Raw genomic sequence first — 24,400 nt, 5'->3', positions numbered from 1 at the left:
GCGCCTGGTCTACAAGCTGCGCTAGGGGATGATATCGCGGAAAGCTGCCACCGTTTTGCGTGTGCAAAGAGCCGTGCCCGGCGATGTATATTGCGTGATTCGCGAGCAATATACGGCAGGTGCCCACGATACGTCCTGTTCCTCTTACGACCCGCCCGACGAACTGTCCGGCCTCGGCGTGCTGATGGGCAGCGCAAACCAGGTCGATTCCGAGAGCGGCATGGCCGCGCTGAAGCTGGATTTTCGCCTGTCGAAGGTAGGCGCGCTCGCTGCGTCGGCAGCTGGCATTCCAGATTCGAACAGCGTGGTCGGGGACACCAAGAGACTCTCCCTGGGAGGCCTGCTCCATTATCTCTGGCACGAGGCGGAGCTGACGGTCTGGACCTCGCGATGGGCTGGCAAGAGGCATTGGTGGGACATGCGTTGGCACCTCGTCGAGGCCGCGGGCCAGATGAGGGTCAAGGGCGGAGCGCGACATACTGTTCGTGCCCGAGCCGTTCCGGTCCGCCGACAAGATTGCGATCGAGAAAAGGCGCGGCCAGGCGCTTGCTTCCGCGCTGCCCCCGAAGAGCGGCCCCAGAAAGCTGATGATCCTGGTCGGCGAGGTCAAGGAGTTCAGCCCGGCTCGCAGCGGCCACAAGTTGATCATCAAGCACATGCCGGGGTTCGTGTTCCTGTTGGACGAGAGTCTTCATCGTCGGCTTCAAACCCGTTTTGAAACCGGGATGGCACTTTGGGGCGTGGATGAGGCATCGCATTTGATCGCGATAGCCATCTTCGGGTTGAGTTCGGCGGGGCTGGCGGTGATCGAGGAAACGGCCCGTCATGGTGGTGGCGGAGAATTGGGTGCCGTACGACTCCGCCTATGAAAAGAAGCTGGTCGACGCCCTTGCCAGGACAAGGGAGCGAAGCGTGAAAGGACCGCGCTTCAACCTGCCTATGGACAAGCCAACCGCGACGGCGATATTGCAGATACAGCCGCGGCCGGTTGGCCTGTATGTCGTACCCCCTCCTCCGATGGTGCGTACCAGGAAACGCTGGGCGAACTGATCGCATCGCGACCGGAGTTTGATTCCTGGATCTGGCGGACGGCCGATCGTGAGATGCCGACTTTGCCTGGTCGGCAAGACGTGGGCCTATCATATGAAGCAGGCACCCTTCGCGGACGCTATTGCAGCATGATTCGCAGGCCGGCGAGTATTTTCAGGTGCTCGCTTGAGCGATCTTCCCAGCAAATGATGTGTGCGACCTGGATCACGAAGGGCCTCCCAGTGCAGCACGTGCGAGCGATCCTTGCTGCTCGCAAGTTGGGCGGGTCAAGCCATGTTCACAGCGGCCAGTCAGCCGCCTCATCGCCTCAGGCGCGCATGAAAAAGGCCGGGCTTGCAAAAAGCTCGAGACTGTTCGGCTGGCCGTCGATTCCGGCCGACTGCTCGGCCGTTAATTTCACATAATTTCACATTCCAAATAAGACACAAAATTCGGCCCATAGCTTACGGCCGAAACGCGTCTAGGCATTGGGATGCGCCGCAATGCGGGCCAGGCTTCCGGGCCGATTCCAAATCTTCTGGCTCTTCGGCCGTCCGCTCATCCGTCTTGACCAGGACGAACCTACAGCCTATCTCACCGCCACGTTAGCACTCCCAACTGGCGAGTGCTAACCCAGGCTCCGGCAACGAAGAACCGTTCAACCTCTGCACCAGGGATATCCAAAATGGCAAAGTCGAATTTCCGGCCGCTTCATGACCGTGTGGTCGTTCGCCGGGTCGAATCCGAATCCAAGACCGCCGGCGGGATCATCATCCCTGATACGGCGAAGGAAAAGCCGCAGGAAGGCGAGATCATCGCTGTCGGCTCCGGCGCCCGCGACGAAGCCGGCAAGCTCGTCCCGCTGGACGTCAAGGCTGGCGACCGCATCCTGTTCGGCAAGTGGTCGGGCACCGAAGTCAAGCTCAATGGCGAAGACCTTCTGATCATGAAGGAATCCGACATCATGGGCATCATCGGCTGACACGCCGCCGCCTTTCATCCGCACCATCCAATCTGAATTCGGGCGAAATGCCCAGGAGTTAAACATGGCTGCCAAAGACGTAAAATTCTCCCGTGATGCCCGTGAGCGCATGCTTCACGGCATCAACATCCTCGCCGACGCGGTGAAGGTGACGCTCGGTCCCAAGGGCCGCAACGTCGTCATCGACAAGTCGTTCGGCGCGCCGCGCATCACCAAGGACGGCGTCACCGTTGCCAAGGAAATCGAACTTTCCGACAAGTTCGAGAACATGGGCGCTCAAATGATCCGCGAAGTCGCTTCGAAGACCAACGACATCGCCGGCGACGGCACCACGACGGCGACCGTCCTGGCGCAGTCGATCGTCCAGGAAGGCAACAAGGCCGTTGCCGCCGGCATGAACCCGATGGATCTGAAGCGCGGCATCGACCTCGCGGTCAGCGACGTCGTCGCGACGCTGATCAAGAACGCCACGAAGATCAAGACCTCGGAAGAGGTTGCCCAGGTCGGCACGATCGCCGGCAATGGCGACGAGTCGGTCGGCGCCATGATCGCGGAAGCGATGCAGAAGGTCGGCAACGAAGGCGTCATCACCGTCGAGGAAGCCAAGACCGCCGAGACCGAACTCGAAGTCGTCGAAGGCATGCAGTTCGACCGCGGCTATCTCTCGCCCTACTTCGTCACCAACGCCGACAAGATGGTTGCGGATCTGGAAGACGCCTACATCCTTCTCCACGAGAAGAAGCTCTCCAACCTGCAGGCCATGCTGCCGGTTCTCGAAGCCGTCGTGCAGACCTCGAAGCCGCTGCTCATCATCTCGGAAGACGTCGAAGGCGAGGCTCTGGCCACGCTGGTCGTCAACAAGCTGCGTGGTGGCCTGAAGATCGCCGCCGTCAAGGCGCCGGGCTTCGGTGATCGCCGCAAGGCCATGCTGGAAGACATCGCCATCCTCACCGGTGGTCAGGTCATCTCGGAAGACCTCGGCATCAAGCTCGAGAATGTCGGCCTCAACATGCTCGGCCGCGCCAAGAAGGTGTCGATCTCCAAGGAGAACACCACCATCGTCGACGGCGCCGGCAAGAAGGAAGAGATCCAGGGCCGCGTTGCCCAGATCAAGCAGCAGATCGAAGAGACCACGTCGGACTACGACAAGGAGAAGCTGCAGGAACGTCTCGCCAAGCTGGCGGGCGGCGTTGCGGTAATCCGTGTCGGCGGTGCGACGGAAGTCGAAGTCAAGGAAAAGAAGGACCGCGTCGATGACGCGCTGAACGCGACCCGCGCGGCCGTGGAAGAAGGCATCGTTCCCGGCGGCGGCGTTGCCCTGCTGCGCGCTTCGCTGAGCATCAACGCTGTCGGCGCCAACTCCGACCAGACCGCGGGCATCAGCATCGTGCGTCGCGCCCTGCAGGCTCCGGCCCGCCAGATCGCGGCCAACGCCGGTGCGGAAGCCTCGATCGTTGCCGGCAAGATCCTCGACAACAAGGGCGCGACCTTCGGCTACAACGCCCAGACCGGCGAATATGGCGACATGATCGCCATGGGCATCGTCGATCCGGTCAAGGTCGTGCGCACGGCTCTCCAGGACGCGGCCTCGGTCGCCGGCCTGCTCGTCACCACCGAAGCCATGATCGCGGAGGCTCCGAAGAAGGAGTCGGCTGGCGGCGGCATGCCTGGCGGCATGGGCGGCGGCATGGGTGGCGGCATGGGTGGCATGGGCGGTATGGACTTTTAATCCAGCCGATCTGACTTCACATACGTGAAAGGGCGGCGATGCCGCCCTTTTCCTTGAAGTCGGATCCGGCCGGAAATGTTCAGGGCGTAGTAGAGATGGTCGTGAAAGAGGACAAGGAGAGCGCGGGCAAGGATGCGGCGGAGAGCCGCTGGCCGTGGCTTCGGAGACACCAACGGCCGGCCTCGGTTCGTCTCGAGAAGGGATGACCGACCACTTCGTTTCGCCAGCACGAATGCGGCAGCTCCTTACAATCGCGGTAATTCGGATCGGCACGGGGCGCCGCTGCGACCCTCAGGGGCTGTGTCCGTCGGTGCAAGGCCTATCGCTCAGCGGCGCTCAAGCCATCGGCTTTCGAAAAGCGCGGCGACGCTTCGTCTCAACGACTATGCCGGTCGGGCTGTCGGCCGTATTCTTCGCCCTGTACCCGGCGGTTCGCTTCGGTTTTGGTTTGGGTGGCGCTCGAGGCTCTACCCTTGGCTCCGGCGTTTGCTTGGCCTCTTGTTTGTGCTTGCGGGCCCTCAGCAAAGCCTTGGCGGTCGCCGCGTCGGCATCCGAGACCACGCCGGCCGGCTTGCCATCGAGATCGACCCGTGCGGCGCCGGCATCCAGTCTCGCCAAGTATTTGGCCATCCTGGTATACGCCAGCAGGGCTCTCCTTAATTCATCATCAGACAGTTCGCCGTCAAGCACGCGAATGTCATGATGGATGCCGATCTTGAGCGGCCTGATTTCGGACGCCGGAGAAGATCGACACGAAATGCTGCAATGAGCCGACCTGCCAGAAACCTGTCGCGTTCGTTCCCGTTTTCGGATCGGTAAGAATCCTCCGACGGTTGTTGAAGCCTTTATCCGAGCGGTGTTCCACGTTCGGCATGAGCTGGCGCTTTGTCCGCCCCGTAACGGGCCTTTCGATCGGATAAGTCCTGTGTCCTGAATATGACATTGGCTCCACAGTTCCTTGTGCTTTGCAGGGAGCTTTTGGCTCTCACCGCTTAGACGTTGAGGAAAACCGTTGCGATTCAACTACCTAGCTGGACGTGTTCTCAGTCGGCACGCCGCTTGCATGGAGAAGCATATTCATCAAATGCTTTAAATTGAGGGGCCCAGAATGTCGCGTCAAATGAAGTTTGTAGCGTTTCTTATGGCGGGGCCAACTTGCCATCATCATGGAATGTGGCGCCATCCGCAGACAGAGAACAGGTTTCTCGATCCGGCGTTCTGGGAGACGCTGGCGCGAACGCTCGAGGCGGGGAGATTTGACGCGTTCTTTTTCGCCGATGCTCTAAGTTTTTATAACGAAACTATTATGGCGCGGGGCGGCCAGATGTCGCTGCTTGATCCTGTCCCGCTTGTCGCGATGATGGCGCGGGCGACGTCGCGCATTGGACTCGGTGTGACGATATCGACGAGTTTCCAACAGCCCTATGCGATAGCCCGCGTGCTTTCCTCGCTCGATGCGCTGACCGCCGGCCGTATCGCCTGGAACATCGTGACTTCCGTTATCGACCAGGAGGCGCAGTTTTTTGGCGAGGAGGCGCTCCTGCCGCGCAGTGAACGCTACGACCGCGCCGAGGAGGTCCTGAAAGCGTGTCTCGACCTGTGGACGGGGTGGGCCGACGGCGCGCTCGTCTGTGACAAAAAAAGCGGCCACTTCATTGATGAGGCGAAGATGCGCCGCACCGAGATCGCCGGGCAATACGTCGGGGCAAGGGGCGTCTTCACCGTTCCGCCCAGCCCTCAGCGGCATCCGGTCATCATGCAGGCCGGTTCGTCACCGCGGGGCCGCGCTTTCGCCGCCAGCTACGCCGAGCTTGTCTTTACGCTTCAGCATTCGTTGCCGGACATGCAGAAATTCTATGTCGAGATGAAGGGTCGCGTCGATAAGACAGGGCGAAATCCGGACGATTGCGCCATCCTGGTCTCGGTGGACCCGATCGTCGGCGAAACGCAATCGATTGCCCGCGAGAAGCAGGCTTACATCAATGACTTGGTCGACCCTCGCCTCGCCATCCCCTTCATGTCGACCCATAGCGGACTCGATCTGTCGCAATACCCGATAGACAAGCCAATTAGCGATATTCCGGCAGAAGCCGGTTCTCGCGGCTCTTTTGATGTCATTCTTCAAGCCACAAAGGCCTGCAATCTCACGCTCGGCGAAGCGGCCAAACATTTTGCCATAAGCGAACTTTGCCCTCAAGTCGTCGGCACGCCCGAGAGCGTGGCCGACGAGCTTCAGGGATTCTTCGAAAATGAGGGCTGCGATGGCTTCATCATAACGCCCACCGAAATGCCGGGCTCCTTCGAGGCCTTCACGCGATCGGTCGTCCCGATCCTCCAGAAGCGCGGCTTATTCCGCAAGGAGTATCCGGGCTCGACTCTGAGGGAAACTATCAAAGCGTAAGCGATGAGGCATTTTCTTTCACCTCCAAGCAAAGGATCGCAGCTGAGTTTGAATACCGTTTCACATCTTCGCTTGTTGCAGCCACTCTTCTTGCCTTCGCGAGGCTCCACGGCTGGCTGGCCGGTGTGGCCTCGGTGCTGTCACATTGAGAGTAGGGCGATGGTTTGGTCCGGCGCAGAGGGTTAGCCGGATGTGGGTTTTGAGGTTAGCCGATTCGTTTCTGCAAGGGCGGGGCAATCGTCTGGCTATAGGACAGCTGTGTTTTACTCCGCAGCCCCCGGTTCGAACGCAAGTCCGTCAACCGTTGGGAGCTCCACAGCGAAAGCGGTTGCCGCTTACCTAGAAACTCTGGCGATGCGGTGGGGCGACGAGTGAAACGTTCTCGGCCAGACAAATTGCGCTTGGGCCAGGGAGAAAATATATGAAGCATATACTAGAGCGCATTGCCGCCAAGATAATGCGCGGCGATATTAACCAGCGGTCTTCCGGATCCTGTATCGGACATAAGTGCGAAGCTGACAGTTATGGGGAGATAGTTCCGCGTTTTCCAGAAGACGACGTCTATGACGAAATCTATCGATTTATCGGTCACCCTGATGCAATATTTCCAGACGGGGGCGGTCTAACAGAAACGGTCACCAAACCGGAGGGTCGCCTGCCTTGGAGCGAGATGCGTGACACAGACCATAACGCCCAGATTACGGCGAAGGATATTCCAAAGGCTCTGGACGAATTTGGAGATTCCCTAAAGGTACTCTCACTTGACTGTTTCGATACGTTGCTATGGCGCAAGACGGCGACACCTACAGACGTTTTTGCCGTGCTGGCCGATACCCCAATCGCGCGAAAATTAGGGGTAACTCCTCACCAACGAATTAGCGCTGCGGCTCGTGCCCGTCGAGCGAAGCATTTAGAGAACGCATCCAGGGAAATCGATATCCGTGACATTTATCGGTCTTTTACATCGCTCTCCAATGACGAACGGGAGCTACTAGCCGAGGCAGAACTCCGGACCGAAATGAGTGTTTGCTTTGCATTCTCACCGTACGTAGAACTGATCAGGCTGGCGCACACTCGCGGTATCAAAACAATCGTCGTGAGCGACACATATTTTCGCGAAGACGAGTTGAGGCGCCTTTTGGCTCGGCATTTGCCTGCCGACGTCATGCAGTCAATCAGCAAGGTTTACTGCTCTATCGATTATGGGACATCCAAGAGCGATGCCCTTTTTCGGGTCGTAATCAAAGAGTCTGGTGTACATGCATCGCAACTACTTCACATCGGAGACAATTATGTAGCCGATGCGCAAGTGCCGCGGAAATTGGGCGTACGAGCGCTGCATTTTGTGCCGTTTGGTCGTGAGGTTGCTGATTTCTTGCGCCTCCAGCACGCAGCATCATCGTTGATTGTATTCGAACAGGCAGCTCCGGACGTACTTATTCTGCCACGCTATAGTCCGTTTCGCCCAGTGTTTTCTGTCGCAAATCTGCATCAGTACACACCTGCGACACTGATCGGCTACATGTCATTCGGCCCGGCGCTATACGCCTATGCCCGCTTCCTTATGGACGAGGTGGAGGCGCTACAAAAACAGGGCAAGCGAGTGAAAGTCTTCTTTCTCATGCGTGATGCTTATCTTCTTTCCGCCGCGTGTGAAGCGTATGCACGCAAGCCCGTCGGCAAGCTGGTACGAATCCGCAAATTCCATGCCATTGCCGCCTCTTTCAAAACCCGCGCCGATATCGATTATTACATCAGCGGGATCGAGCCCGAATGCGATACTCTTCCTGCCATCGCCAAGCAGCTTTTGCTTCCGCCTGAACTGACTGAATTGTTAATACAAGTCGCCCATCAATCTGACGATCCACAGGCAGCGTTCCATCAGTTGTTGAACGATGAAGATGTGTTGGATTTAATTCTCAAGAACTCCTTTTCTTTGCGTACCCGCTTGATGCGCTATATATCGAAGGAATTGGAGTTGGAGGACGGTGATACGATTCTCTTTGCCGACATCGGCTTTAATGGCAGAACGCAGGACTATTTGTCTCGCACGATTATGGGCAACTTTGACATTGATCTGCTTGGCCGATACGTGTTCGCTTCAGACGAACCTTACAAGGCGGCGAATAGCAAGGCACTTATTACATCAACATGGGATAATACGACTGTATTCGAACAATGTTGCACGCATCGGGAAGGAGCGGTAGTTGACTATGAATTCGACGGAGAGCCAATTATTGCGGACATAATACTTAGTGAGAAGCAGTATGAGAAGGTCGCGAATGTTCAAGCTGAATGCTTGCGTTTCATCGATGACGCGAGGACGTTGTTTACCAAATCTGGCATGACGCACGAGTACTCTATTTTGCAGCGAGCGGCCCACGCAGCTCTGTTCCGTAATGCCTACATGCCTGTTGAAGCGGAGTTGGAATTTTTCAAGGACTTCCAGCACGACAAGTTTATGGGACCAGATCGCAAGAAGACGATCTATCATCTAGAAAGCGCATGGCAGAATATGAGGCGCCTGCCCTCGCCCTATCGGTTGGGCGCATATGAAACGCGTGGCTTGGGGCTTGACTTCACATTCAGCGGCCTAGTGCAAAGAAGATTTCAGCTTGATCTAGGCCCAGACGATATGAATGTGCGGTTTTCACCTCTGAAAGTCTCGATGGTGAGCGTAAATGAGTCCAAACTCTTCTTGCTTCAAGCACACCATCTGCATGATGGCTATTTCTCCATTATGCTGCCATATGGGAGCGGCACCAGTGTGAAAATGCTCTTTGGGGAGCACTACGAATGGTTGCAAATTGCGGATATCCAACTATTTAATAATGCAAGAAGCGTGTGTAGTAATATGTTCAGTTCTCTCGATCTGGAAGAAATCAACCGAGAGGGAGAGATTTACCAGTGCCTGTCACAGGCGAGTGCGGCGACAATACACCCCATTGAATTGCAAAAAATAAAAGCACCTCATTATTATCAGGTGATCTTTCGCCCATTGGTTTCGAGGGCGTCTGGTTCTGCCGCGGAGGCCATGCGCGTCCCAATAGAGGAAAATTCCTGCCGGCCGCGCAACGGTGAGTTACTGGCTGCGAAGGGATTCGGAGATAGAGAGTGCGCCGGCGGCGACGATTGGACTGACTGTTCAAATCCTATGAGGAGTGGATAGCGACCGGCGCGGCGTTGTCACGTCGTTTGAAATGTAGCCGCGTGAGGCCGATCCGGCGCCTTTCAGGCAGGCCGTGCACTCACGGCTCCCATGCGGCCATGGCTCGGCGTGGATGGACTCGAATTTGTGCTGCGGAACGGTTGGTCTGGGATGGGACGATGAGATTTACGAGAAGATCGACACGAAATGCTGCAATGAGGCGACCGACAGGAAACCCTGTCGCGTTCGTTCCCGTTTTCGGGACCGTAGGTGAGAACTCTCCGCCCGGTTGTTCAAGCCTCTATGCGAGCGGTGTTCTAAGTGCGGCATGAGCTAGCTGCGTCTTTCAGTAAGTCCCGGACGCATTGGAGTGCCCCCCCGGTTGAGACAACGAAAATCGCGAACAGCTACCCCGCAAGGAGAGGAAACCGGCATGGCCGGACGGTTGCCACAAGAGGGAGCGGCCCGGGATCGAAGACATGGTCCGCAGTCGCTAAATCTATCCACAAGCTAACAAACTTCTGCGGCGGCCTCGATTGGAGTCTCATGCCCCAGACGTGTTTCGGCCTGGCCCGAATTTACCTGGCGCGGTTTCGACCGCTTCAAGGCCTATGTCGGTTTCAGTAGCAATCTTGGATTATTCAATGTGGATTCCAGACCTGTCTAATTCAGTCGGCCCGCGATACAAGGCAATCATCGACGCGGTTGACCGAGCCATTGCTTCGAAAGCCCTACAGCCGGGTGATCGTTTGCCGACGCACCGCGAACTCGCAGAAAAACTCGGCGTCAGCGTACAGACCGTAGCTCGCGCGTACGCCGAGGCGGCACGCAAAGGACTACTCTCGGGCGAAGTGGGTCGAGGAACGTTTGTTCAGTATTTCAGGCCGGAACAGCGTGCGCGGTGTTTCGCCGATAGCGAAGAGCCGAACGTGCGGGACTTCTCAAACATTGTGCCTGTGCTCTCCGAAATCCATATTGAGGTACTCAGGGAGGCGATGGTCGCGTCAGCCAAAGACGGCGCCATCCAGCGCATGCTCGAGTATCGGCCAACCCAGGGCATAGCGCAGCATCGCGAAGCTGGCGCCGCCTGGCTTGAGCGCAACGGGGTTCAGGCGAGTGCTGACAGGGTGATCGTAACGAACGGCGTCGCTCACGCGATATGGACAGCAATGGCTAGCATAACTGAGCCTGGTGATGTGGTCGCCACCGAGTCGCTTGTGGACACATCTATTACCATTAATGCCTCAATCCTCAAGGTCAGGCTCCGCGGCCTGGCTATCGATCATAACGGTATTATACCCGAATCCTTTGAAGAGGCCTGTGCGCACGAAAACATCAAGGTTTTGTGCATTACACCCTGCTACAGTGCTCCCACCGTCTCCCTCATGGATGAGGCGCGCCGCGAGCGGATTGCCGAAATTGCACGGCGGCATGATGTAGCGATCATTGAGGACGATGTCTTCGGTCCTCTAATACCCAAGCGACCAAAGCCCATGTGGTGCTTCGCTCCCGAACGCACATACTACGCGACGAGCTTTACGAAGTGCGTGATGCCTACTTTAAGGACAGGATTTCTTGCAGGCCCTGTACCGGCAATACCTCGATTAACTTCACGCGTTCGCGCAACCGGATGGAGTGCAAACATCTGGACCGCTGACGTTGCTGCTCGCTGGCTGCAGGACGGGACAATTGATCGGCTGATCGAATGGCAACGACAGAAGCTCAAGACAAGATATGAGATCCTGAACCACGTACTCGGGGCATATAGCTATGAAGCGGAGCCATACGCGATGCACGCTTGGCTGAGTCTGCCTGAACACTGGCGGTCCAGCCATTTTGTAGATCATGCGCGATCTCTGGGACTCCTTGTCAGCCCGCCCGATCCATTCATCATCGGACGAGCAGTCGAACCCCATGCAGTACGTTTGGCACTTGGCGACACCAATAGAAATGACCAGGACTTCAAAGATGGGCTTGAACGAATTGCGGCCCTTCTGCAAGAAGATCCCGATCCAATGAGCATTCCGTACTAATGCACAGCTCTATCGCGCCAATGGGCCCTCCTCCAAGATGCGGATCCGATTGGCAAGCTGGTGTGTGAATCGGCCCTTTTAATTGCGGGTGATTGTCAATCCGAGTTTCGCTCTGTCATCGCCGGGGTCATGGTCCTTTCCGAGGTCGAATGCCTCATGATGATGTTCGGGTTGGGCGACTCAACGTGTGCAACGAAGTTCGAGGTCGACGTCAGCCGATTCAACGAGGTCACCACAACCACCGTCCCGGCGGGGACATCACGGGTTTCGGAAGCGGACCCGCGATTGGGATCGAGCGCGGATCTGTCACGCCATCTTTTCGCCGCCCCACTCAAAGCTGGTGCCGTCAACCCAGAGGCAGTGGAGCAGAACCGCGATCTTGCGAGCAACCGCCACTTTCGCCTTTTTCATGCCGATCCGCTTCGACAGGCGAACGCCCCACGCCTTCAGCGTCGACCATTTCTTTGTCCGGTGCATGAGGACGCTGGCCGCTTCGTATAAATAGGTCCGCAACAGCCGATCTCCCCAGCGTGAGACACGGCCGTTGACATCTGTTTCCCCAGATTGTTTTCGCCGCGGTGTCAGACCAAGGTAGGCGCCGACGTCACTGGCCGAGGAAAAGCGCGAAGGATCATCGATCGTGTGGCGGTAGGTCAACGCCGTCACGACGCCTGGTCCCACGTCATAATGCCCATCTCGCTACGCTATTGAAAGACAAGGGTCTTCTGGATCCGAATCTGATGATGGCGGCCCCTTGGAGCACGACGTGATCCGCTCGATCAGATGGGAATCTTCGATATTCCCTCGTTTGATAACCCAAGGTGCGCCCATGCAATATTGTTGGGCAGGGATGATGCCGGCGCGAATCTGGCGAAGGACCGTCGCAGGGCTCAGATTGAGAATGCTGGCGGCTTCAGTCAACGTGACTTCGCCGCGCTCGGCCCATTCGCCATCCCTGTAGACCGCGATGTCGTGCGTATTGCGGAAGCCCCGCACACGCGACTGTGTCCATCCATTCGATCGACCTGTCCGCTTTCCCATCCGGTTGAGCATGCCGGCAATGGCCTTGTCAGGCATCATTCGTGCGCAGGCGCGGATCAACTCCACTGTCTCAGGCTCGACGGACCACCGCGTCTGACCCCGCCGGTTCTTTCTCACCGTCAGGCTGGTGTGATCGCCACCCTGCCAATGCAACAACAAATGAATCTGGTCACCCTCGACTTGTGCCACGATCTCGCGCAACACGACCCGGACGATACGCTTGCGCGTGACGGAAGTGGCCGCCGGATGATGCCAGGCGGCCTCCAGATCGGCCCCCATTTGCAATAGACGCTGGCGCTCCTCGACGCCCAAAGCTGCCGGCCGCTGTCGCAGGAGGGCCTCCAATTCTTCCTCGAGAGCGCGTACGCTCGCGAGGGCGCCATTCCACCGCCGCTCAAGTTCGCCAGCTACCAGACGATTGTCGGGGTCGACCGTGTCATATTGTCGGTGCGCCCTGGTTGCCTCATATCGCGCCTGTTCGAGCGCCAACTCGATCTGGCGCTGTTTTTCGCCAGACTGGTGCTCGCACTGCGTGATCGCTTGGATGGCCGCTTCAACGCCGAGCGGCTGCAGCAACCGCACGATCTCGACACCCACCGCTTCATCGACGCGCAGTGCGCCGAACGAGATACAGGGATCACCGCCAGGGTTGCTTCGGGTGGCGTCACACTTATAGCGGCCGACATCGCCCTTGGTGCCGTTGTAGCTGACAAGCAGTCGGCGGCCGCAATGGCCGCAGCGCAGCAGGCCTGCGAGCAAAGCCTCCCCCTTGCGCACCGGCCCGCGCACCATCATGCCCTTGCCGTTGGCATTGTCAGCGATCAGCCGTTGGTTCCTTTCAAACTCCGCCCAGGACAAATAGCCTTCGTGATGGTCAACGAGCAAGACAGCCCAATCTGAACGATCTTTGCGACGGCCGCGCACGATTCGCTTGCGGCCGTTTTCGATTATCGTTCGACTTCCGGTTCGGCCAAAGGCGTAAGCGCCGGCATAAACAGGATTGGTGAGAAGATTACTCACCGTCGCATAGACCGGAAGCTTCCACAGCACCTGCCGTTGTCCGGAGTTCCTGGAGTTGAGGTACGGCAGCGCGATCTGGTCGCTTCGAAGCGACAAGAACACCTGGCGGATGCTTTGCATTTCGGCAAAGCGGGTGAAGACCAACCCGATCGCCTCTCGCACACGCAGGTCTGGATCCATTTCGATCTTGTCGCGGCCCACTTTCACATAGCCGACAGCTACCGTGAAGAAGAGCTCGCCCCGTCGAGCCTTCTGCTTCAAGGCTTCCATCGAACGGGCCCGCAGGAGCGACAGTTCGAGTTCGCTCATCGTCCCTTTCATGCCCAGCAACAACCGATCGTTTGGATGGCGTGGTTCATAGATTCCATCCTCATCGACAATCACCGTGCCAACCAGTCCGCAAAATTCGATCAACGTGTGCCAGTCGCGTCCATTGCGCGCCAGACGCGACACTTCGATCGCAAAAACGGCACCGACCCGGCCTTCACAGATCGCTGCGAGCAGCTTCTCGAAGCCCGGACGACTGATGCCCGACCCCGAGCGGCCAAGGTCGTCGTCGATGACTGTCACATCCGTCCAGCCAAGAGCATGGGCACGGTCGGCAAGTCCATATTGACGCCGCCGGCTCTCATGGTTGTTGGCAAGCTGATCGACGGTGGATTGCCGAATGTAGATGAAGGCACCGCGCGCCAGGTGATCAGACGTGATCTTCATCGCCGGCCTCCGTCACTGCGGGGACGCTGAGTGTTTCCGACAGCAGCGCACTCACCAGTGGCAACAGCTTCGTCCGCTCGGACGCTGCTACCGGCACCGGTGGGGTCTTGGGCACGAAGAGATCGAATTGGCGGTGACAGGGTTGCCGTTGCTTCATGCTTGTCTCCTCCTTCGTGACGGGAATCGTCACGCAGCAAGGTTAGACAGGCATCGAGCTCCAGACGAAGTTCGTGCAGATACGCCAGCGGCAGACGGGGACGCTCCGTCATCATCATCGCCTCCGCCTGATCTTCCGTCATCCAGATCGGCAGATGCGCCAGGGTGCCGTCAGGCTGGCGGATGGTCAGACTGACCTCGTCACCACGACGATTGCGCCCGGCAACAGTAACCGTTTCCCCGTAACGGGGATGGAATCGGTAACGGATAATCGTCTCCCCGGCTGATAGCGGGTATTATGAAGCTGTCGGCCCGACGCCAGGAACCGTCACAAGCCGGCGCGTGGTGTCATCCTCACGAGCAAGGCGTCGTACCTGCCGGTCCAGCTTTTCCTGTTCCCTGCAGGCCTGTTACATGGACGGTCAGAAGCGGCTCGATCACGGATCGAAGCTGATGCCCGTCGACAACCAACGCCACGACCTTTCGCCGAAACTGCGCACCGATTGAGCGACTGAACTGCAGCCCGTACTCTTTCAGCATTGACCGGACTTGGTTCTCGAGATCGCGGCGGATGGCGACGAGTCGCGATCGCGCCACCAGGTTGCCTGGCTCTCTGTGCTTTTTACCTTGACCTCCCGATACCAGCCGACGCGAACCAGCTCGGCCAGGCCGCGGGCATCGTTCTCATCACTTTTGTTCATTCGAACTGAAAGTGCCGCCTTCGCATGTCGAGCAGCAATGCAGACAACCGGCATTCCGACCCGTTTAAGCTCATGCCAGAGCCAGCTGGACATGGCGCCCGTCTCGAATCCGATGCGCTCGGCGTGAGGTGCGCGTTTTCGCAGCAACTCGGTCAGTGCTCCCGGATCGGACTTCACTTTCGCTTGGAAGACAGACCTTGCAGCATCATCGACGACGCAAACACTGGTCTCTCGCTGCGACACATCCAATCCGACATATTGCTTCACTGCGGCCTCCTCGATCTCAATGGTCGGCGGCTTTTGCCGTCAGCCGAATCTTCGTTCAAAGGAGCGACGGCAGCAATTACGTCATCGTGTGCAAAATTGGACGCCGATCTGGAGTGCGCCCCTCGGGCCGGACAGGATCAAGCCGCAGTTTTGACCATGTGCCGGGCGTGTTGGTCCTCGAACTGCTGCGGGCTGAGATAGCCGAGCGCTGAGTGCAATTGGGCTATCTGAGCCCCGTGGAGTTCGAGGAACAAGCTATGTTAGCTTAACCTCGTGTCCGAAAAACCGGCAGCAGGCCAGGCATCCTTCAGCGATGGAGACACCGCCGGGCCGGTGATCACGGATGTAGTCCCGCTTCTCGGACGTGGTGCGCTTTTCAGAGCCCCCTTTAGAAACTCGAATTCCAAGGCTTGCCGGCCTACCAGCCGCTCCAGCGCTGCGATCCGCGCCTCATAGGCATCGTGTCGGCCGCCGCCACGTCCTCGTCGAAGGAGCCGGCCTCGTGTTTCTGGACCCAGATGCGGATCAGGTTACGCGGCAGTCCATGCCGCTTGGCGAGACCATGCAGCGTCTCGCCGGAGAGGAACTCCTGCACTACCTGACGTTTAAACTCGATGCTGTGCGTGCGATAAGTCACCATGGGCTTCCATCCTTCGAAGCCCGGCTTCCAAGTCAATTCTGCTTGTTCAACCTGTCTGGCCCGAGGGGCGCACTCCAATCTAGGGTCAGTTTTGGAAACGATGACGTAATTGCTGCCGTCGCTCCTTTGAACGAAGATTCGGCTGACGGCAAAAGCCGCCGACCATTGAGATCAAGGAGGCCGCAGTGAAGCAATATGTCGGATTGGATGTGTCGCAGCGTGAGACCAGCGTTTGCGTCGTCGACGATGCTGGAAAGACGGTGTTCCAGGGAAAGGCGAAGTCCGATCCGGGAGCCTTGACGGAGTTACTGCGTAAACGTGCGCCTCACGCCGAGCGCATCGGATTTGAGACTGGTGCCATGTCCAGCTGGCTCTGGCACGAGCTGAAAAGGGTCGGGTTGCCGGTCGTCTGCCTTGATGCTCGGCATGCAAAGGCGGCACTTTCAGTTCGAATGAACAAAAGTGATGAGAACGATGCCCGCGGCCTGGCCGAACTGGTTCGCGTCGGTTGGTATCGGGAAGTGAAGGTCAAGAGCGCAGAGAGCCAGGCCACCCGATCCATGCTCGTCGCACGGTCAAGACTTGTCGAGATCCGGCGCGATCTCGAAAACCAGACACGGTCGATGCTGAAGGAATACGGGCTGCAGTTCAGTCGATCGATTGGGTCACAGTTCCGGCGAAAGGTTTGGGAACTTGTTGCTGACGGGCATCCGCTTCAGTCGTTGGTTCAGGCGCTTCTGTCTGTCCACGAGCAGGTCTGCTGTGAACAGGAGAAGCTCGATCGGCGAGTCCGGCATCTCGCTCGTGAAGACGAAACCACACGCCGGCTGATGACGGTCCCCGGCATTGGCGTGGTGACCGCGCTCACCTTCCGCCACACGATCGACGATCCCGCGCGCTTTCGCTCGGCCGCCAACGTAGGTGCCTATCTCGGCCTGACCCCGCGACGAAAGCAGTCCGGCGAAACAGACGTCAACGGCCGTGTCTCACGCTGGGGAGATCGGCTGTTGCGAACCTATCTCTACGAGGCGGCCAGCGTCCTCCTGCACCGGACGAAGAAATGGTCGACGCTCAAGGCGTGGGGTGTTCGCCTGTCGAAGCGGATCGGCATGAAGAAAGCGAAAGTGGCGGTTGCTCGCAAGATCGCGGTTCTGCTCCACTGCCTCTGGGTCGACGGCACCAGCTTCGAGTGGGGCGGCGAAAAGATGGCATAACAGATCAGCACTCGATCCCAATCGCGGGCCCGTTTCCGGAACTCGTGATGTCCCCGCCGGGACGGTGGTTGCGGCGACCTCGGTCAAACGGCTGACAGCAGTTCATCTGCATCTCGTTGGAAACGTTGAGGCGCCCGACCCGAACATCATCATGAGGCACTCGACCTCGGAAAGGACCATGACCCCGGCGATGGCAGTGCGAGATCCGGATTGACAACTACCCGCAATTAAAGGGCCGTTTGACAAGCTGGTGAACCTCAACAACGCATCGGCGGCAACTATTACATCGTTCCCGTTCGCATTCGACGCGGACGAGATCGTCATGGCTGACCCGCCGCTCCAGCTTGAGCAGGACGTCGAACGGAACTGCCGGAAGGGATTGAAGTTTCAGCTGCTTTGCCGCAAAGACCTCGCTCGTGACCTTGGTTTGACACGTGCGCGCAGCAGCGTCTGCAGGTCCTGGTGCATGACGCGCGGGCGAAGATGTGGCGCGAATGGCCAAGCACCACCGAAAAGAGCCAGCCGATGCGTATCGACGGCTCGTGGGTGAACTCGATGATGGATCGCGAAGTCGACCTGCGCCTGATATCCGGCCGGCGTCCGCGTTCTATCTCGAGCGTCAAGCGAACGGCGGCGAGTTCGGATAGGCGAGGCGCGGTCACGCATTTAGTTGATTAGGGCTCAGGGCGGACCTGCTCCGTCGCCGGCGCCGATCACAAGATGATGCGCGACCAATCCCGTTGTTAAACCCCGTCGGATTCCTAAGAAAACGCAGGCAACCGACGCCTCCTGTCGTGTTTGTCGTATATCCGCGACACAGTTTTTCGGCCTCCATGCCTGCGGCATTCCCGGTCAAGTCATTGAACAAAGCTCAGAAAATCTTTCTGTTGCTCCCTGGGCGCTATTGGCATGATTTTTGAGAAGTCCTCTTCGTGAAGTCGACGCGAGGCGGCACTGGTGTTGCGCCCGGAGGATACAAATGGTCAGTGATAGCCAGAGGTTCTCGTTGCCTCCCACCGTCCAGTTGTCAGGAGTGACATTCCGAGAGCCCACGGAAATTCATGCAGCCGACGTATGGGACCTCATCGCGAAATGCCCGCCCCTGAACCGCAACTCGCTGTACTGCGAGCTCCTGCTCTGCACTGATTTCGCTGACACCTGTGTTCTCGCGGAGCGGGATGGCGAGGTGGTTGGCTGGCTAGCGACGTATCGGCGGCCGAGCGAGCAATCGACGCTCTTCATTTGGCAGATTGCCGTGCATCCTGAGGCACGCAGTATAGGGGTCGGCAAAGGGTTGATCATCTCAGCCCTAAACAGGCGATCTTGCGACGGCGTGACCCACATCAGCGCCACGGTCACTCTCAGCAACAGTACCACCCAGTCGCTCTTCGCAGGTGTGGCTCGGGATATGCGCGCGCCCATCCGGCAGGCTATTCGCTTCGACCGCGATATCCATTTTAAGGGACAGCATGAGAGCGAGTACACGATAGCCATCGGCCCTATCGTATGCTCTAGCAGCGCTGAGGGCATGCTCGCCGAGCCCCCAAACCAATAAGCAAATAAGAGGGAAACATGACTGACCGAAGTGGCCCATACGGCGGGGGCGAATTCGCGACCTTCCACCATCTCGAGTCCGAAGTGCGCAGCTACGCTCGTCGCGCTCCTACTGTTTTCACGACAGCGCGGGGGGCCCAGTTGTTTGCGCGCGATGGAACCGTCTATCTCGATTTTCTGATGGGGTGCTCAAGTCTAAACTATGGCCATAATCCCCTCGAACTGAAGAGCGCGCTCGCAGAATACATTGCCCGCGACGGCATCACGCATAGCCTCGATCTGTATAGTGAGGCTAAGGAATCTTTCTTACGAGAATTGGACGAGACGATTTTCAGACCGCGACAACTCGACTACGTCGTTCAGTTTCCCGGTCCAACGGGCGCTAACGCGGTCGAGGCTGCCCTCAAGTTAGCGCGCAAGATAACTGGTCGGTCCAACATCATAGCATTCACCAATGGCTTTCATGGCGTGAGCCTTGGCGCGCTCTCCTGTACCGGCAGCCGACACCACCGTGCAGCCGCCGGCCAGTTGCTCGGCGGCGTGACCCGGCTGCCGTATGACGGATACCTTGGATCTACTGTAGACACCGCCGATTACCTCGATCGATTGCTGTCGGATCCGTCCAGCGGCGTCGACGTCCCGGCGGCGGTGATTGTCGAAACAGTTCAGGGCGAAGGCGGCCTGAATGTCGCCGGCACGGAGTGGCTGCGGAAAGTAGCAGGCATTGCGCGGAGACACGGAGCTCTGCTGATCATCGATGACATTCAGGCCGGTGTTGGCCGGACCGATGCATTCTTCAGCTTCGAAGGATCCGGGCTCCGTCCAGACATCGTCACAATGGCCAAATCGATATCGGGCTATGGTTTGCCCATGGCCCTCGTCCTAATTGATCGACAACTCGACAAGTGGGAGCCTGGAGAGCACACTGGGACATTCCGCGGCAATTGCCATGCTTTCGTGACCGCCAGAGCAGCTCTAGAGCACTTCTGGCGAACGGAAAGCTTGGCAGCTTCCGTCAGGGAAAAAGGCAAGCTGCTGAAGGGTCGCCTCGATCAGATCGCCCAGAAGTACGACCCGAGCCGAGTGTCAGCTAAAGGTCGGGGTATGATGCGAGGCATCGATTTGAAGTCTGGGGAAGTTGCAGGTCAGGTCGTCAGCACCGCCTTTCAGAATGGTCTTGTTCTCGAGGCCGCTGGTCCCAAAGACGAGGTCGTAAAGTGTCTGCCACCCCTCGTCATCGCCGAGGATCAGCTTAGCCAGGGTCTCGACATCCTCGAGGACGCTATCGATAGCGTGATCGGCAGCATAGGGCATATGGCAGCGTAAGAGGTGAATCATGATCGTGAGGGATTTCAATGAGGAAAAAAAGACAGCTAGGCGGGTCCAGACGACGAACTGGGAAAGTGTGCGGTTGCTCCTCAGGAACGATGGAATGGGCTTCTCCTTCCATATCACTACGATCCATCCGGGCGCCCGGCTCAAGATGCACTATCGAAACCATCTTGAGGCGGTCTACTGCATCTCTGGAACGGGTTCTATCGAGAATCTGCAGGCAGACGAGGTTCATGTCGTTAGACCGGGCATCATTTATGCGCTCGATAATCACGATGCTCACCTGCTGTGTGCCGAAACCGAATTGGTTTTAGCCTGCGTCTTCGATCCTCCCTTGGCCGGCAGCGAGGTGCATGACGAGACCGGCGCGTATCCTCTCGATTCCGAGGCGATCTGATTTCGCTTCAGTGAAGGTTAGCGAGTGTCGACATGGAGAGTTTTGACTTCTCCGCGTCGCTCGTCGCCCAGGGGATACGACCCACCTCGCCGAAAGGGTTTTGAGGTGAAACCTCCTCTTGCCTAGCGCCCACAATACACGGTCTCGGCTTGAAGGCGAGGCTGCGGCAGCTTTCTCCGCTCATAGATTACAACCTGTGGAGAATCGGTTCAGGCTCCTCTGTTAGCATGGCGGAAATTATCTCAAGGCCCCGCCTCAACTCATCTGGGCGCGTTGATCCAACAGAGATGCGAATTGCAGGAGGCTGCGCGTGTTGGGATAGCGTAAATGCACTGCCGCGTGCGACGCCCACTCCGCGGAGACGAGCATTGGCGACGAAGCCATCTTCGGTGTGACCTTTCGGTAGCGGAAGCCAGATGTGAAGACTTTGTGGGTGCGAAATATATGGGACGCCACCCAAAAGTTCGGTCGTAATTTTGTGCCGCTCCGCCAATGCTTTCCGCTGCCAGTCAATAAGGCCTTTCGCAGTGCCATCTTCAATCCATCGGCTGGCAATCTCCGCTACCAGTGGTGTAGCCATCCAGGTCGTTACCAGAGATCGGTTCGTGACCGCAGGGATCAGGCTACTTGGAACGACCAGATGACCGGTTCGCAAACCCGGCATCAGGGACTTTGTCAAAGAGGTAATATAAAACGTCCGTTCGGGAGCGAGTTCAACAAAGGACAGCAAGCCGCGATCGACCAGCGCACCGAGAGGATCATTTTCAATAATAAAGAGCCCATGGCGCCGCGCAATGTCAGCGATTTCTGCTCGCCGTCCATTGCTCATAACACTCACAGTCGGGCTGATGGGACCAGGCATAATGAACAGCGCGCGCGGGTTGTGTTCTAAACAAGCCTGCTCCAGCGAATCTGGACAAATCCCCTCCGAGTCTATTTTCACCGCATGGAGCTTTGAGCCGAGGTACGCAGCGAGCGGACTTAGCGTGTGGTGGCCAATTTCCTCGGATAGCAGGGTCGACCCCGGGCTTAGAACAGACATCAACGCAAGTGTCATGCCCGGCGTTGCACCATTGGTGACCATCAAGTTGCGTTCGTCGACTTCGATGCCATACGAGCGCAACCAGTCTACGCCGATGCTGCGATGACGCGCCAATGCATTATTTGGCCGGAATGAAAAGAAATTCGTAAGAGGCAGATCCACCGCAAGATCTTGGAGTACCCTACGCATATGCTCAAGATGAGTTGAATCACTCACCGGCTTCAAAATCGAAAGGTCAATTGATGTTTCGGAGCGTTCAGGGGAGTGCGGGTAAGCCGGCTTGTCTAATGAGTGCTTGACGAAACTCCCACGCCCAACAGAACTGGTGACCAAACCCCGTCTAGCCAATTCTTCGTACGCCCTGCTAACAGTCTGAGCTGAAACCTTTAAGCGGAACGATAACTCGCGGTGCGTTGGCAAGCGCGCTCCCTCTGCCAGTTTGCCAGCTTGAAGAGCTTCTACGACTTTCTCAGCTAAAGAAAGATAGATTGGACGTTCAAGTGAGCCTGGCTCAGGTAGCCACACATCCATAATGCACGATCCTCTCACGGTACGGCAGAGCCCTAACCAACTCGATGAATTCCGGCATCCGATGTATGTTCGCCGAGACACTCCCCGAAGCGGATCGGCTGGTCGCTTGATTTTGACCAGCCGTTTTTGCCATCAATACCCTCCGAAAAACAAGGTTTTTCAATATCCTAGGTCGAGATCGATTTTCCAGGTAAGAGGCTTGTCGTTTTGGAACTCAAGCAAACTTTCCACCGATCGCGCTATGTTGCGATCGAGAACGTCATCGGCATTAGCACCTTGATCACCCGTGCCGATGACATTCGGCATCTTCTGGATTCCGGTTCGTGAAGGCACCGGAAAATGGTAACTTGCTGGAAATGCGTTGTTATATGTCCACCACACGTCAGAACCATAGCCCGCAATCTTTCCGCTTTGCAGAGCGTCATAGAGCGGGCGTTCCTGAATAAGATTGCCACGAGCAATGTTTATGAGGAATGCCCCTGACTTCATCGCATCAATTTCAGTTGCCCCGAAAAACGAGTTCGTTTTGCGAGTGATAGGTGTCGCCAACACAACGTAATCGCTGTTTCCTAGCACCTGCGCCATCTGGTCGACGCCGAAAACCGCATCCGCCGCACCTGCACCGAGTTCAGGATGGAGGCGAACGCCCAAGACTCTCATGTCGAAAGCCTTGGCGCGCTGGGCGATCGCACTTCCAATCTGCCCAAGGCCTATTATCCCAAGGGTTCTTCGATGCAACATCGCTGAGCGGGAATCGGCATCGTAAACTGGCACTGGGAGAGCGTTGACGCAGGCTTGGTGCTTGGCAATCAGCCGTTTGGCCAACCCGAGAATGATCGCCATCGCATGTTCGGCAACAGCAATACTGTTGGCCCCACGTAAATTGGTAACTTGGACACCCAGTGTCTTTAGGCGAGCCAGGTCAAGTTCATCACAGCCGGCATGCATCCAGCATATCAACTTTAGGTTTTTGGCGATGTCTAAGGACCCTTCGGGTAAAACATAACCTACGAAAGCGTCCACGTCTCCAAGGGTATCTGCGATCGACTCTAGAGTTAGATCGAATCGAGAAAGATATGGCTCAGGGCGTGGCCCAACGACAGTAGCTCCAGGAAGCGACTGCCGGACCGTCGCCAACTCCTCGTCCGTAGCATGCCATCCCAATAAAACCTTCATTTTGATCCTCTGACCGGTTGCGAAAACAGAAAGCCGCTTGCTGTTAACACCGGATTTGACATGCATCAATAGCTAACTTGAATCATATCAATCTGGCTTTGGCGCATTGCTCCGCAAGCAGCATGATACGTAGCGGCATGCTCCGTTTCATCACTGTGGCCGCCAGAGTGTGCACAGGACCTTGATCCCAAGGATTGAACTGTGTCAATTTCGAGATTGACAGCTATTTAAAACGCAAGAATAGTTGGCATTGCCCCTCATCGGTGCATATCAATGGGTCTCGATCGGGGACAAGGGTCCCGCCTTGGAGAACAAAGAAATTGAAAGTATTAGGGTCAGGTCAGTACCGTTATGAGCGGGTCGAGCGTTGGCCAAACGTTCCAAAATATTTTGAGATGGGACAGCCAAGCGATGTTGCCATCAACTCTTCTGGAGAGATCTTCGTGCTCGCTCGAGGAAACCATCCAGTAACTATCTGGACCCCGGAAGGCGACTTCATTGGGTCGTGGGGCGATGGAATGTTCTCTGCTATACCTCATGGAATCTTTATCGGGAAAGACGATAATGTCTGGATAGTTGATTGTGGTGCTCACGTTGCGATGGAGTTCTCACCGCACGGTCAGATTTTGCGTACTTTAGGGAACAAGAACTCCCCATCGCCTACTTGCGAGGGGCGCCTCGTACACGCGCAACCCTTCAACCTGCCCACAAATCTCGCGATTGCACCGAACGGAGATATTTTCGTCGCCGATGGTTATGGTGGCCATAAGGTTCACCGCTTCAATTCGAAAGGTGAGCTGCTGCTGTCTTGGGGGCGTCAAGGACGAGGACCAGGCCAATTTGAGCTGGTTCACAATGTTTGGATCGACAGCAGGGACAGAGTTCTTATCTGCGATGATGAGAACGACAGAGTTCAGCTATTTAATATGGAAGGAAAATATCTAGAAGAATGGGAACTCGGAAATCCGAGCGGTATTTTTATCAAAGATGATATTGTTTACTTCGCCCAGTTACAACCGTTTGAGGACAAGACGAACGGACGAGGGAGTGGCTCCATTTCACTCTATGACCTCGACGGTAAACGGCTTACTAGCTGGGATAATACGGCGAGTGACGACAAGGAGACTCTGATCGGACCACACGATCTATGCGTCGCTCAAAATGGCGATATTTATGTCTGCGAAGTGTACGGCTGGCGTATGTCAAAATTCCGAAAACTAAACTGAGCGCGCGGTGTGAGCGGATGACGCCTTAACAAGAGATCTGAAGCAACCTTCCGCTCACGCACAAACC

General features: G+C 57.1%; 18 protein-coding genes and 5 pseudogenes. 12 read left to right on the top strand and 11 right to left on the bottom strand.

Annotated elements, in window-relative coordinates; translation table 11 throughout:
- Nucleotides 1-28: 28 nt before the first annotated feature.
- From AC0L2H_RS30215 to groL, 4 genes and pseudogenes are all read left to right on the top strand, one after another.
- Nucleotides 29-869: pseudogene (locus AC0L2H_RS30215) on the top strand (DUF1173 family protein).
- Nucleotides 826-1,050 (top strand): DUF1173 family protein, encoded by a 225-nt coding sequence (locus tag AC0L2H_RS30210; RefSeq protein ID WP_250637482.1) that lies wholly within the window; start codon nucleotides 826-828, stop codon nucleotides 1,048-1,050. The pseudogene AC0L2H_RS30215 and the gene AC0L2H_RS30210 overlap by 44 nt, the downstream one beginning before the upstream one ends.
- A 664-nt stretch (nucleotides 1,051-1,714) precedes the next feature.
- Nucleotides 1,715-2,011 carry a co-chaperone GroES gene (groES, locus tag AC0L2H_RS30205; protein ID WP_019863563.1) on the top strand — a complete coding sequence of 99 codons (297 nt, stop codon included), beginning with the start codon at nucleotides 1,715-1,717 and terminating at the stop codon, nucleotides 2,009-2,011.
- A gap of 64 nt (nucleotides 2,012-2,075) precedes the next feature.
- Nucleotides 2,076-3,740 (top strand): chaperonin GroEL, encoded by a 1,665-nt coding sequence (gene groL / locus AC0L2H_RS30200; RefSeq protein ID WP_019863562.1) that lies wholly within the window; start codon nucleotides 2,076-2,078, stop codon nucleotides 3,738-3,740.
- A gap of 336 nt (nucleotides 3,741-4,076) precedes the next feature.
- On the opposite strand, the gene AC0L2H_RS30195 is transcribed toward groL, so the two are convergent.
- Together AC0L2H_RS30195 and AC0L2H_RS30190 are read right to left on the bottom strand one after the other, a co-directional pair.
- Nucleotides 4,077-4,430 (bottom strand): ProQ/FINO family protein, encoded by a 354-nt coding sequence (locus AC0L2H_RS30195; RefSeq protein ID WP_019863560.1) that lies wholly within the window; start codon nucleotides 4,428-4,430, stop codon nucleotides 4,077-4,079.
- A 7-nt stretch (nucleotides 4,431-4,437) separates the two neighbouring features.
- The gene (locus AC0L2H_RS30190) at nucleotides 4,438-4,614 is read right to left on the bottom strand and encodes a hypothetical protein (protein ID WP_223217962.1); all 177 of its coding nucleotides are present in this window, start codon (nucleotides 4,612-4,614) and stop codon (nucleotides 4,438-4,440) included.
- Between the two features lie 234 nt (nucleotides 4,615-4,848).
- On the opposite strand from AC0L2H_RS30190, the gene AC0L2H_RS30185 reads away from it, so the two are divergent.
- Nucleotides 4,849-6,141: an LLM class flavin-dependent oxidoreductase gene (locus AC0L2H_RS30185; protein WP_027047831.1), complete on the top strand. Its 1,293-nt coding sequence runs from the start codon at nucleotides 4,849-4,851 to the stop codon at nucleotides 6,139-6,141.
- 421 nt (nucleotides 6,142-6,562) lie between these two features.
- On the top strand, nucleotides 6,563-9,310 hold the full coding sequence (locus tag AC0L2H_RS30180) for a hypothetical protein (RefSeq protein ID WP_019863557.1): 2,748 nt from the start codon (nucleotides 6,563-6,565) through the stop codon (nucleotides 9,308-9,310).
- 79 nt (nucleotides 9,311-9,389) lie between these two features.
- On the opposite strand, the pseudogene AC0L2H_RS30175 reads toward AC0L2H_RS30180, so the two are convergent.
- Nucleotides 9,390-9,622 (bottom strand): annotated as a pseudogene (locus AC0L2H_RS30175) (IS6 family transposase); the annotation flags it as partial.
- Between the two features lie 311 nt (nucleotides 9,623-9,933).
- Here AC0L2H_RS30175 and ehuR (AC0L2H_RS30170) point away from each other — a divergent pair.
- Entirely contained in the window at nucleotides 9,934-11,322 is a 1,389-nt protein-coding gene (gene ehuR / locus AC0L2H_RS30170) for a MocR-like ectoine utilization transcription factor EhuR (protein WP_019863556.1), read from the top strand.
- 306 nt (nucleotides 11,323-11,628) lie between these two features.
- On the opposite strand, the pseudogene AC0L2H_RS30165 reads toward ehuR (AC0L2H_RS30170), so the two are convergent.
- The 5 genes and pseudogenes from AC0L2H_RS30165 to AC0L2H_RS30145 all read right to left on the bottom strand — a co-directional run.
- A pseudogene (locus AC0L2H_RS30165) lies at nucleotides 11,629-12,000 on the bottom strand (transposase); the annotation flags it as partial.
- A 21-nt stretch (nucleotides 12,001-12,021) separates the two neighbouring features.
- On the bottom strand, nucleotides 12,022-14,097 hold the full coding sequence (locus AC0L2H_RS30160) for a recombinase family protein (protein ID WP_019863554.1): 2,076 nt from the start codon (nucleotides 14,095-14,097) through the stop codon (nucleotides 12,022-12,024).
- Nucleotides 14,081-14,254 carry a hypothetical protein gene (locus AC0L2H_RS30155; RefSeq protein WP_155249177.1) on the bottom strand — a complete coding sequence of 58 codons (174 nt, stop codon included), beginning with the start codon at nucleotides 14,252-14,254 and terminating at the stop codon, nucleotides 14,081-14,083. Before AC0L2H_RS30155 ends, AC0L2H_RS30160 begins: the two co-directional genes overlap by 17 nt.
- Nucleotides 14,255-14,564: 310 nt before the next feature.
- Nucleotides 14,565-15,221: pseudogene (locus AC0L2H_RS30150) on the bottom strand (IS110 family transposase); the annotation flags it as partial.
- A gap of 418 nt (nucleotides 15,222-15,639) precedes the next feature.
- Nucleotides 15,640-15,861 carry a transposase gene (locus AC0L2H_RS30145; protein WP_223217789.1) on the bottom strand — a complete coding sequence of 74 codons (222 nt, stop codon included), beginning with the start codon at nucleotides 15,859-15,861 and terminating at the stop codon, nucleotides 15,640-15,642.
- A 185-nt stretch (nucleotides 15,862-16,046) separates the two neighbouring features.
- Between AC0L2H_RS30145 and AC0L2H_RS30140 the strand changes: the two genes are divergently transcribed.
- The gene (locus AC0L2H_RS30140) at nucleotides 16,047-17,075 is read left to right on the top strand and encodes an IS110 family RNA-guided transposase (RefSeq protein WP_019863552.1); all 1,029 of its coding nucleotides are present in this window, start codon (nucleotides 16,047-16,049) and stop codon (nucleotides 17,073-17,075) included.
- 244 nt (nucleotides 17,076-17,319) lie between these two features.
- On the opposite strand, the pseudogene AC0L2H_RS30135 reads toward AC0L2H_RS30140, so the two are convergent.
- Nucleotides 17,320-17,684 (bottom strand): annotated as a pseudogene (locus AC0L2H_RS30135) (hypothetical protein); the annotation flags it as partial.
- 370 nt (nucleotides 17,685-18,054) lie between these two features.
- On the opposite strand from AC0L2H_RS30135, the gene ectA reads away from it, so the two are divergent.
- Genes ectA through AC0L2H_RS30120 form a run of 3 tightly spaced genes read left to right on the top strand, consistent with a single transcriptional unit; the run spans nucleotide 18,055 to nucleotide 20,358 of the window.
- Nucleotides 18,055-18,630: a diaminobutyrate acetyltransferase gene (ectA, locus tag AC0L2H_RS30130; RefSeq protein WP_019863550.1), complete on the top strand. Its 576-nt coding sequence runs from the start codon at nucleotides 18,055-18,057 to the stop codon at nucleotides 18,628-18,630.
- A 17-nt stretch (nucleotides 18,631-18,647) separates the two neighbouring features.
- Nucleotides 18,648-19,955 (top strand): diaminobutyrate--2-oxoglutarate transaminase, encoded by a 1,308-nt coding sequence (ectB, locus tag AC0L2H_RS30125; protein WP_051112870.1) that lies wholly within the window; start codon nucleotides 18,648-18,650, stop codon nucleotides 19,953-19,955.
- 10 nt (nucleotides 19,956-19,965) lie between these two features.
- A complete protein-coding gene (locus tag AC0L2H_RS30120) occupies nucleotides 19,966-20,358 on the top strand; it encodes an ectoine synthase (protein WP_019863548.1) in 393 nt (130 codons plus the stop codon).
- A 187-nt stretch (nucleotides 20,359-20,545) separates the two neighbouring features.
- Here AC0L2H_RS30120 and ehuR (AC0L2H_RS30115) read toward each other — a convergent pair whose 3' ends face one another.
- The gene (gene ehuR / locus AC0L2H_RS30115) at nucleotides 20,546-21,931 is read right to left on the bottom strand and encodes a MocR-like ectoine utilization transcription factor EhuR (RefSeq protein WP_019863547.1); all 1,386 of its coding nucleotides are present in this window, start codon (nucleotides 21,929-21,931) and stop codon (nucleotides 20,546-20,548) included.
- 159 nt (nucleotides 21,932-22,090) lie between these two features.
- The gene (locus AC0L2H_RS30110; RefSeq protein WP_019863545.1) at nucleotides 22,091-23,173 is read right to left on the bottom strand and encodes a 2-hydroxyacid dehydrogenase; all 1,083 of its coding nucleotides are present in this window, start codon (nucleotides 23,171-23,173) and stop codon (nucleotides 22,091-22,093) included.
- A gap of 254 nt (nucleotides 23,174-23,427) precedes the next feature.
- Between AC0L2H_RS30110 and AC0L2H_RS30105 the strand changes: the two genes are divergently transcribed.
- Complete coding sequence (locus tag AC0L2H_RS30105) at nucleotides 23,428-24,333, top strand: peptidyl-alpha-hydroxyglycine alpha-amidating lyase family protein (RefSeq protein ID WP_155249176.1); 906 nt, start codon at nucleotides 23,428-23,430, stop codon at nucleotides 24,331-24,333.
- The last annotated feature ends 67 nt before the right edge of the window (nucleotides 24,334-24,400 follow it).

The sequence above is a fragment of the Mesorhizobium sp. WSM4871 genome, from assembly GCF_055811295.1.
This window is presented reverse-complemented; position numbering and strand designations above follow the sequence as displayed.

Bases quoted from the DNA above. Each gene is read 5' to 3' on its own strand.
- AC0L2H_RS30210 (WP_250637482.1), top strand. From the start codon at position 826: ATGGTGGTGGCGGAGAATTGGGTGCCGTACGACTCCGCCTATGAAAAG.
- groES (WP_019863563.1), top strand. From the start codon at position 1,715: ATGGCAAAGTCGAATTTCCGGCCGCTTCATGACCGTGTGGTCGTTCGC.
- groL (WP_019863562.1), top strand. From the start codon at position 2,076: ATGGCTGCCAAAGACGTAAAATTCTCCCGTGATGCCCGTGAGCGCATG.
- AC0L2H_RS30190 (WP_223217962.1), bottom strand. From the start codon at position 4,614: ATGCCGAACGTGGAACACCGCTCGGATAAAGGCTTCAACAACCGTCGG.
- AC0L2H_RS30185 (WP_027047831.1), top strand. From the start codon at position 4,849: ATGTCGCGTCAAATGAAGTTTGTAGCGTTTCTTATGGCGGGGCCAACT.
- AC0L2H_RS30180 (WP_019863557.1), top strand. From the start codon at position 6,563: ATGAAGCATATACTAGAGCGCATTGCCGCCAAGATAATGCGCGGCGAT.
- ehuR (WP_019863556.1), top strand. From the start codon at position 9,934: ATGTGGATTCCAGACCTGTCTAATTCAGTCGGCCCGCGATACAAGGCA.
- AC0L2H_RS30160 (WP_019863554.1), bottom strand. From the start codon at position 14,097: ATGAAGATCACGTCTGATCACCTGGCGCGCGGTGCCTTCATCTACATT.
- AC0L2H_RS30155 (WP_155249177.1), bottom strand. From the start codon at position 14,254: ATGAAGCAACGGCAACCCTGTCACCGCCAATTCGATCTCTTCGTGCCC.
- AC0L2H_RS30145 (WP_223217789.1), bottom strand. From the start codon at position 15,861: ATGGTGACTTATCGCACGCACAGCATCGAGTTTAAACGTCAGGTAGTG.
- ectA (WP_019863550.1), top strand. From the start codon at position 18,055: ATGGTCAGTGATAGCCAGAGGTTCTCGTTGCCTCCCACCGTCCAGTTG.
- ectB (WP_051112870.1), top strand. From the start codon at position 18,648: ATGACTGACCGAAGTGGCCCATACGGCGGGGGCGAATTCGCGACCTTC.
- AC0L2H_RS30120 (WP_019863548.1), top strand. From the start codon at position 19,966: ATGATCGTGAGGGATTTCAATGAGGAAAAAAAGACAGCTAGGCGGGTC.
- ehuR (WP_019863547.1), bottom strand. From the start codon at position 21,931: ATGGATGTGTGGCTACCTGAGCCAGGCTCACTTGAACGTCCAATCTAT.
- AC0L2H_RS30110 (WP_019863545.1), bottom strand. From the start codon at position 23,173: ATGCATGTCAAATCCGGTGTTAACAGCAAGCGGCTTTCTGTTTTCGCA.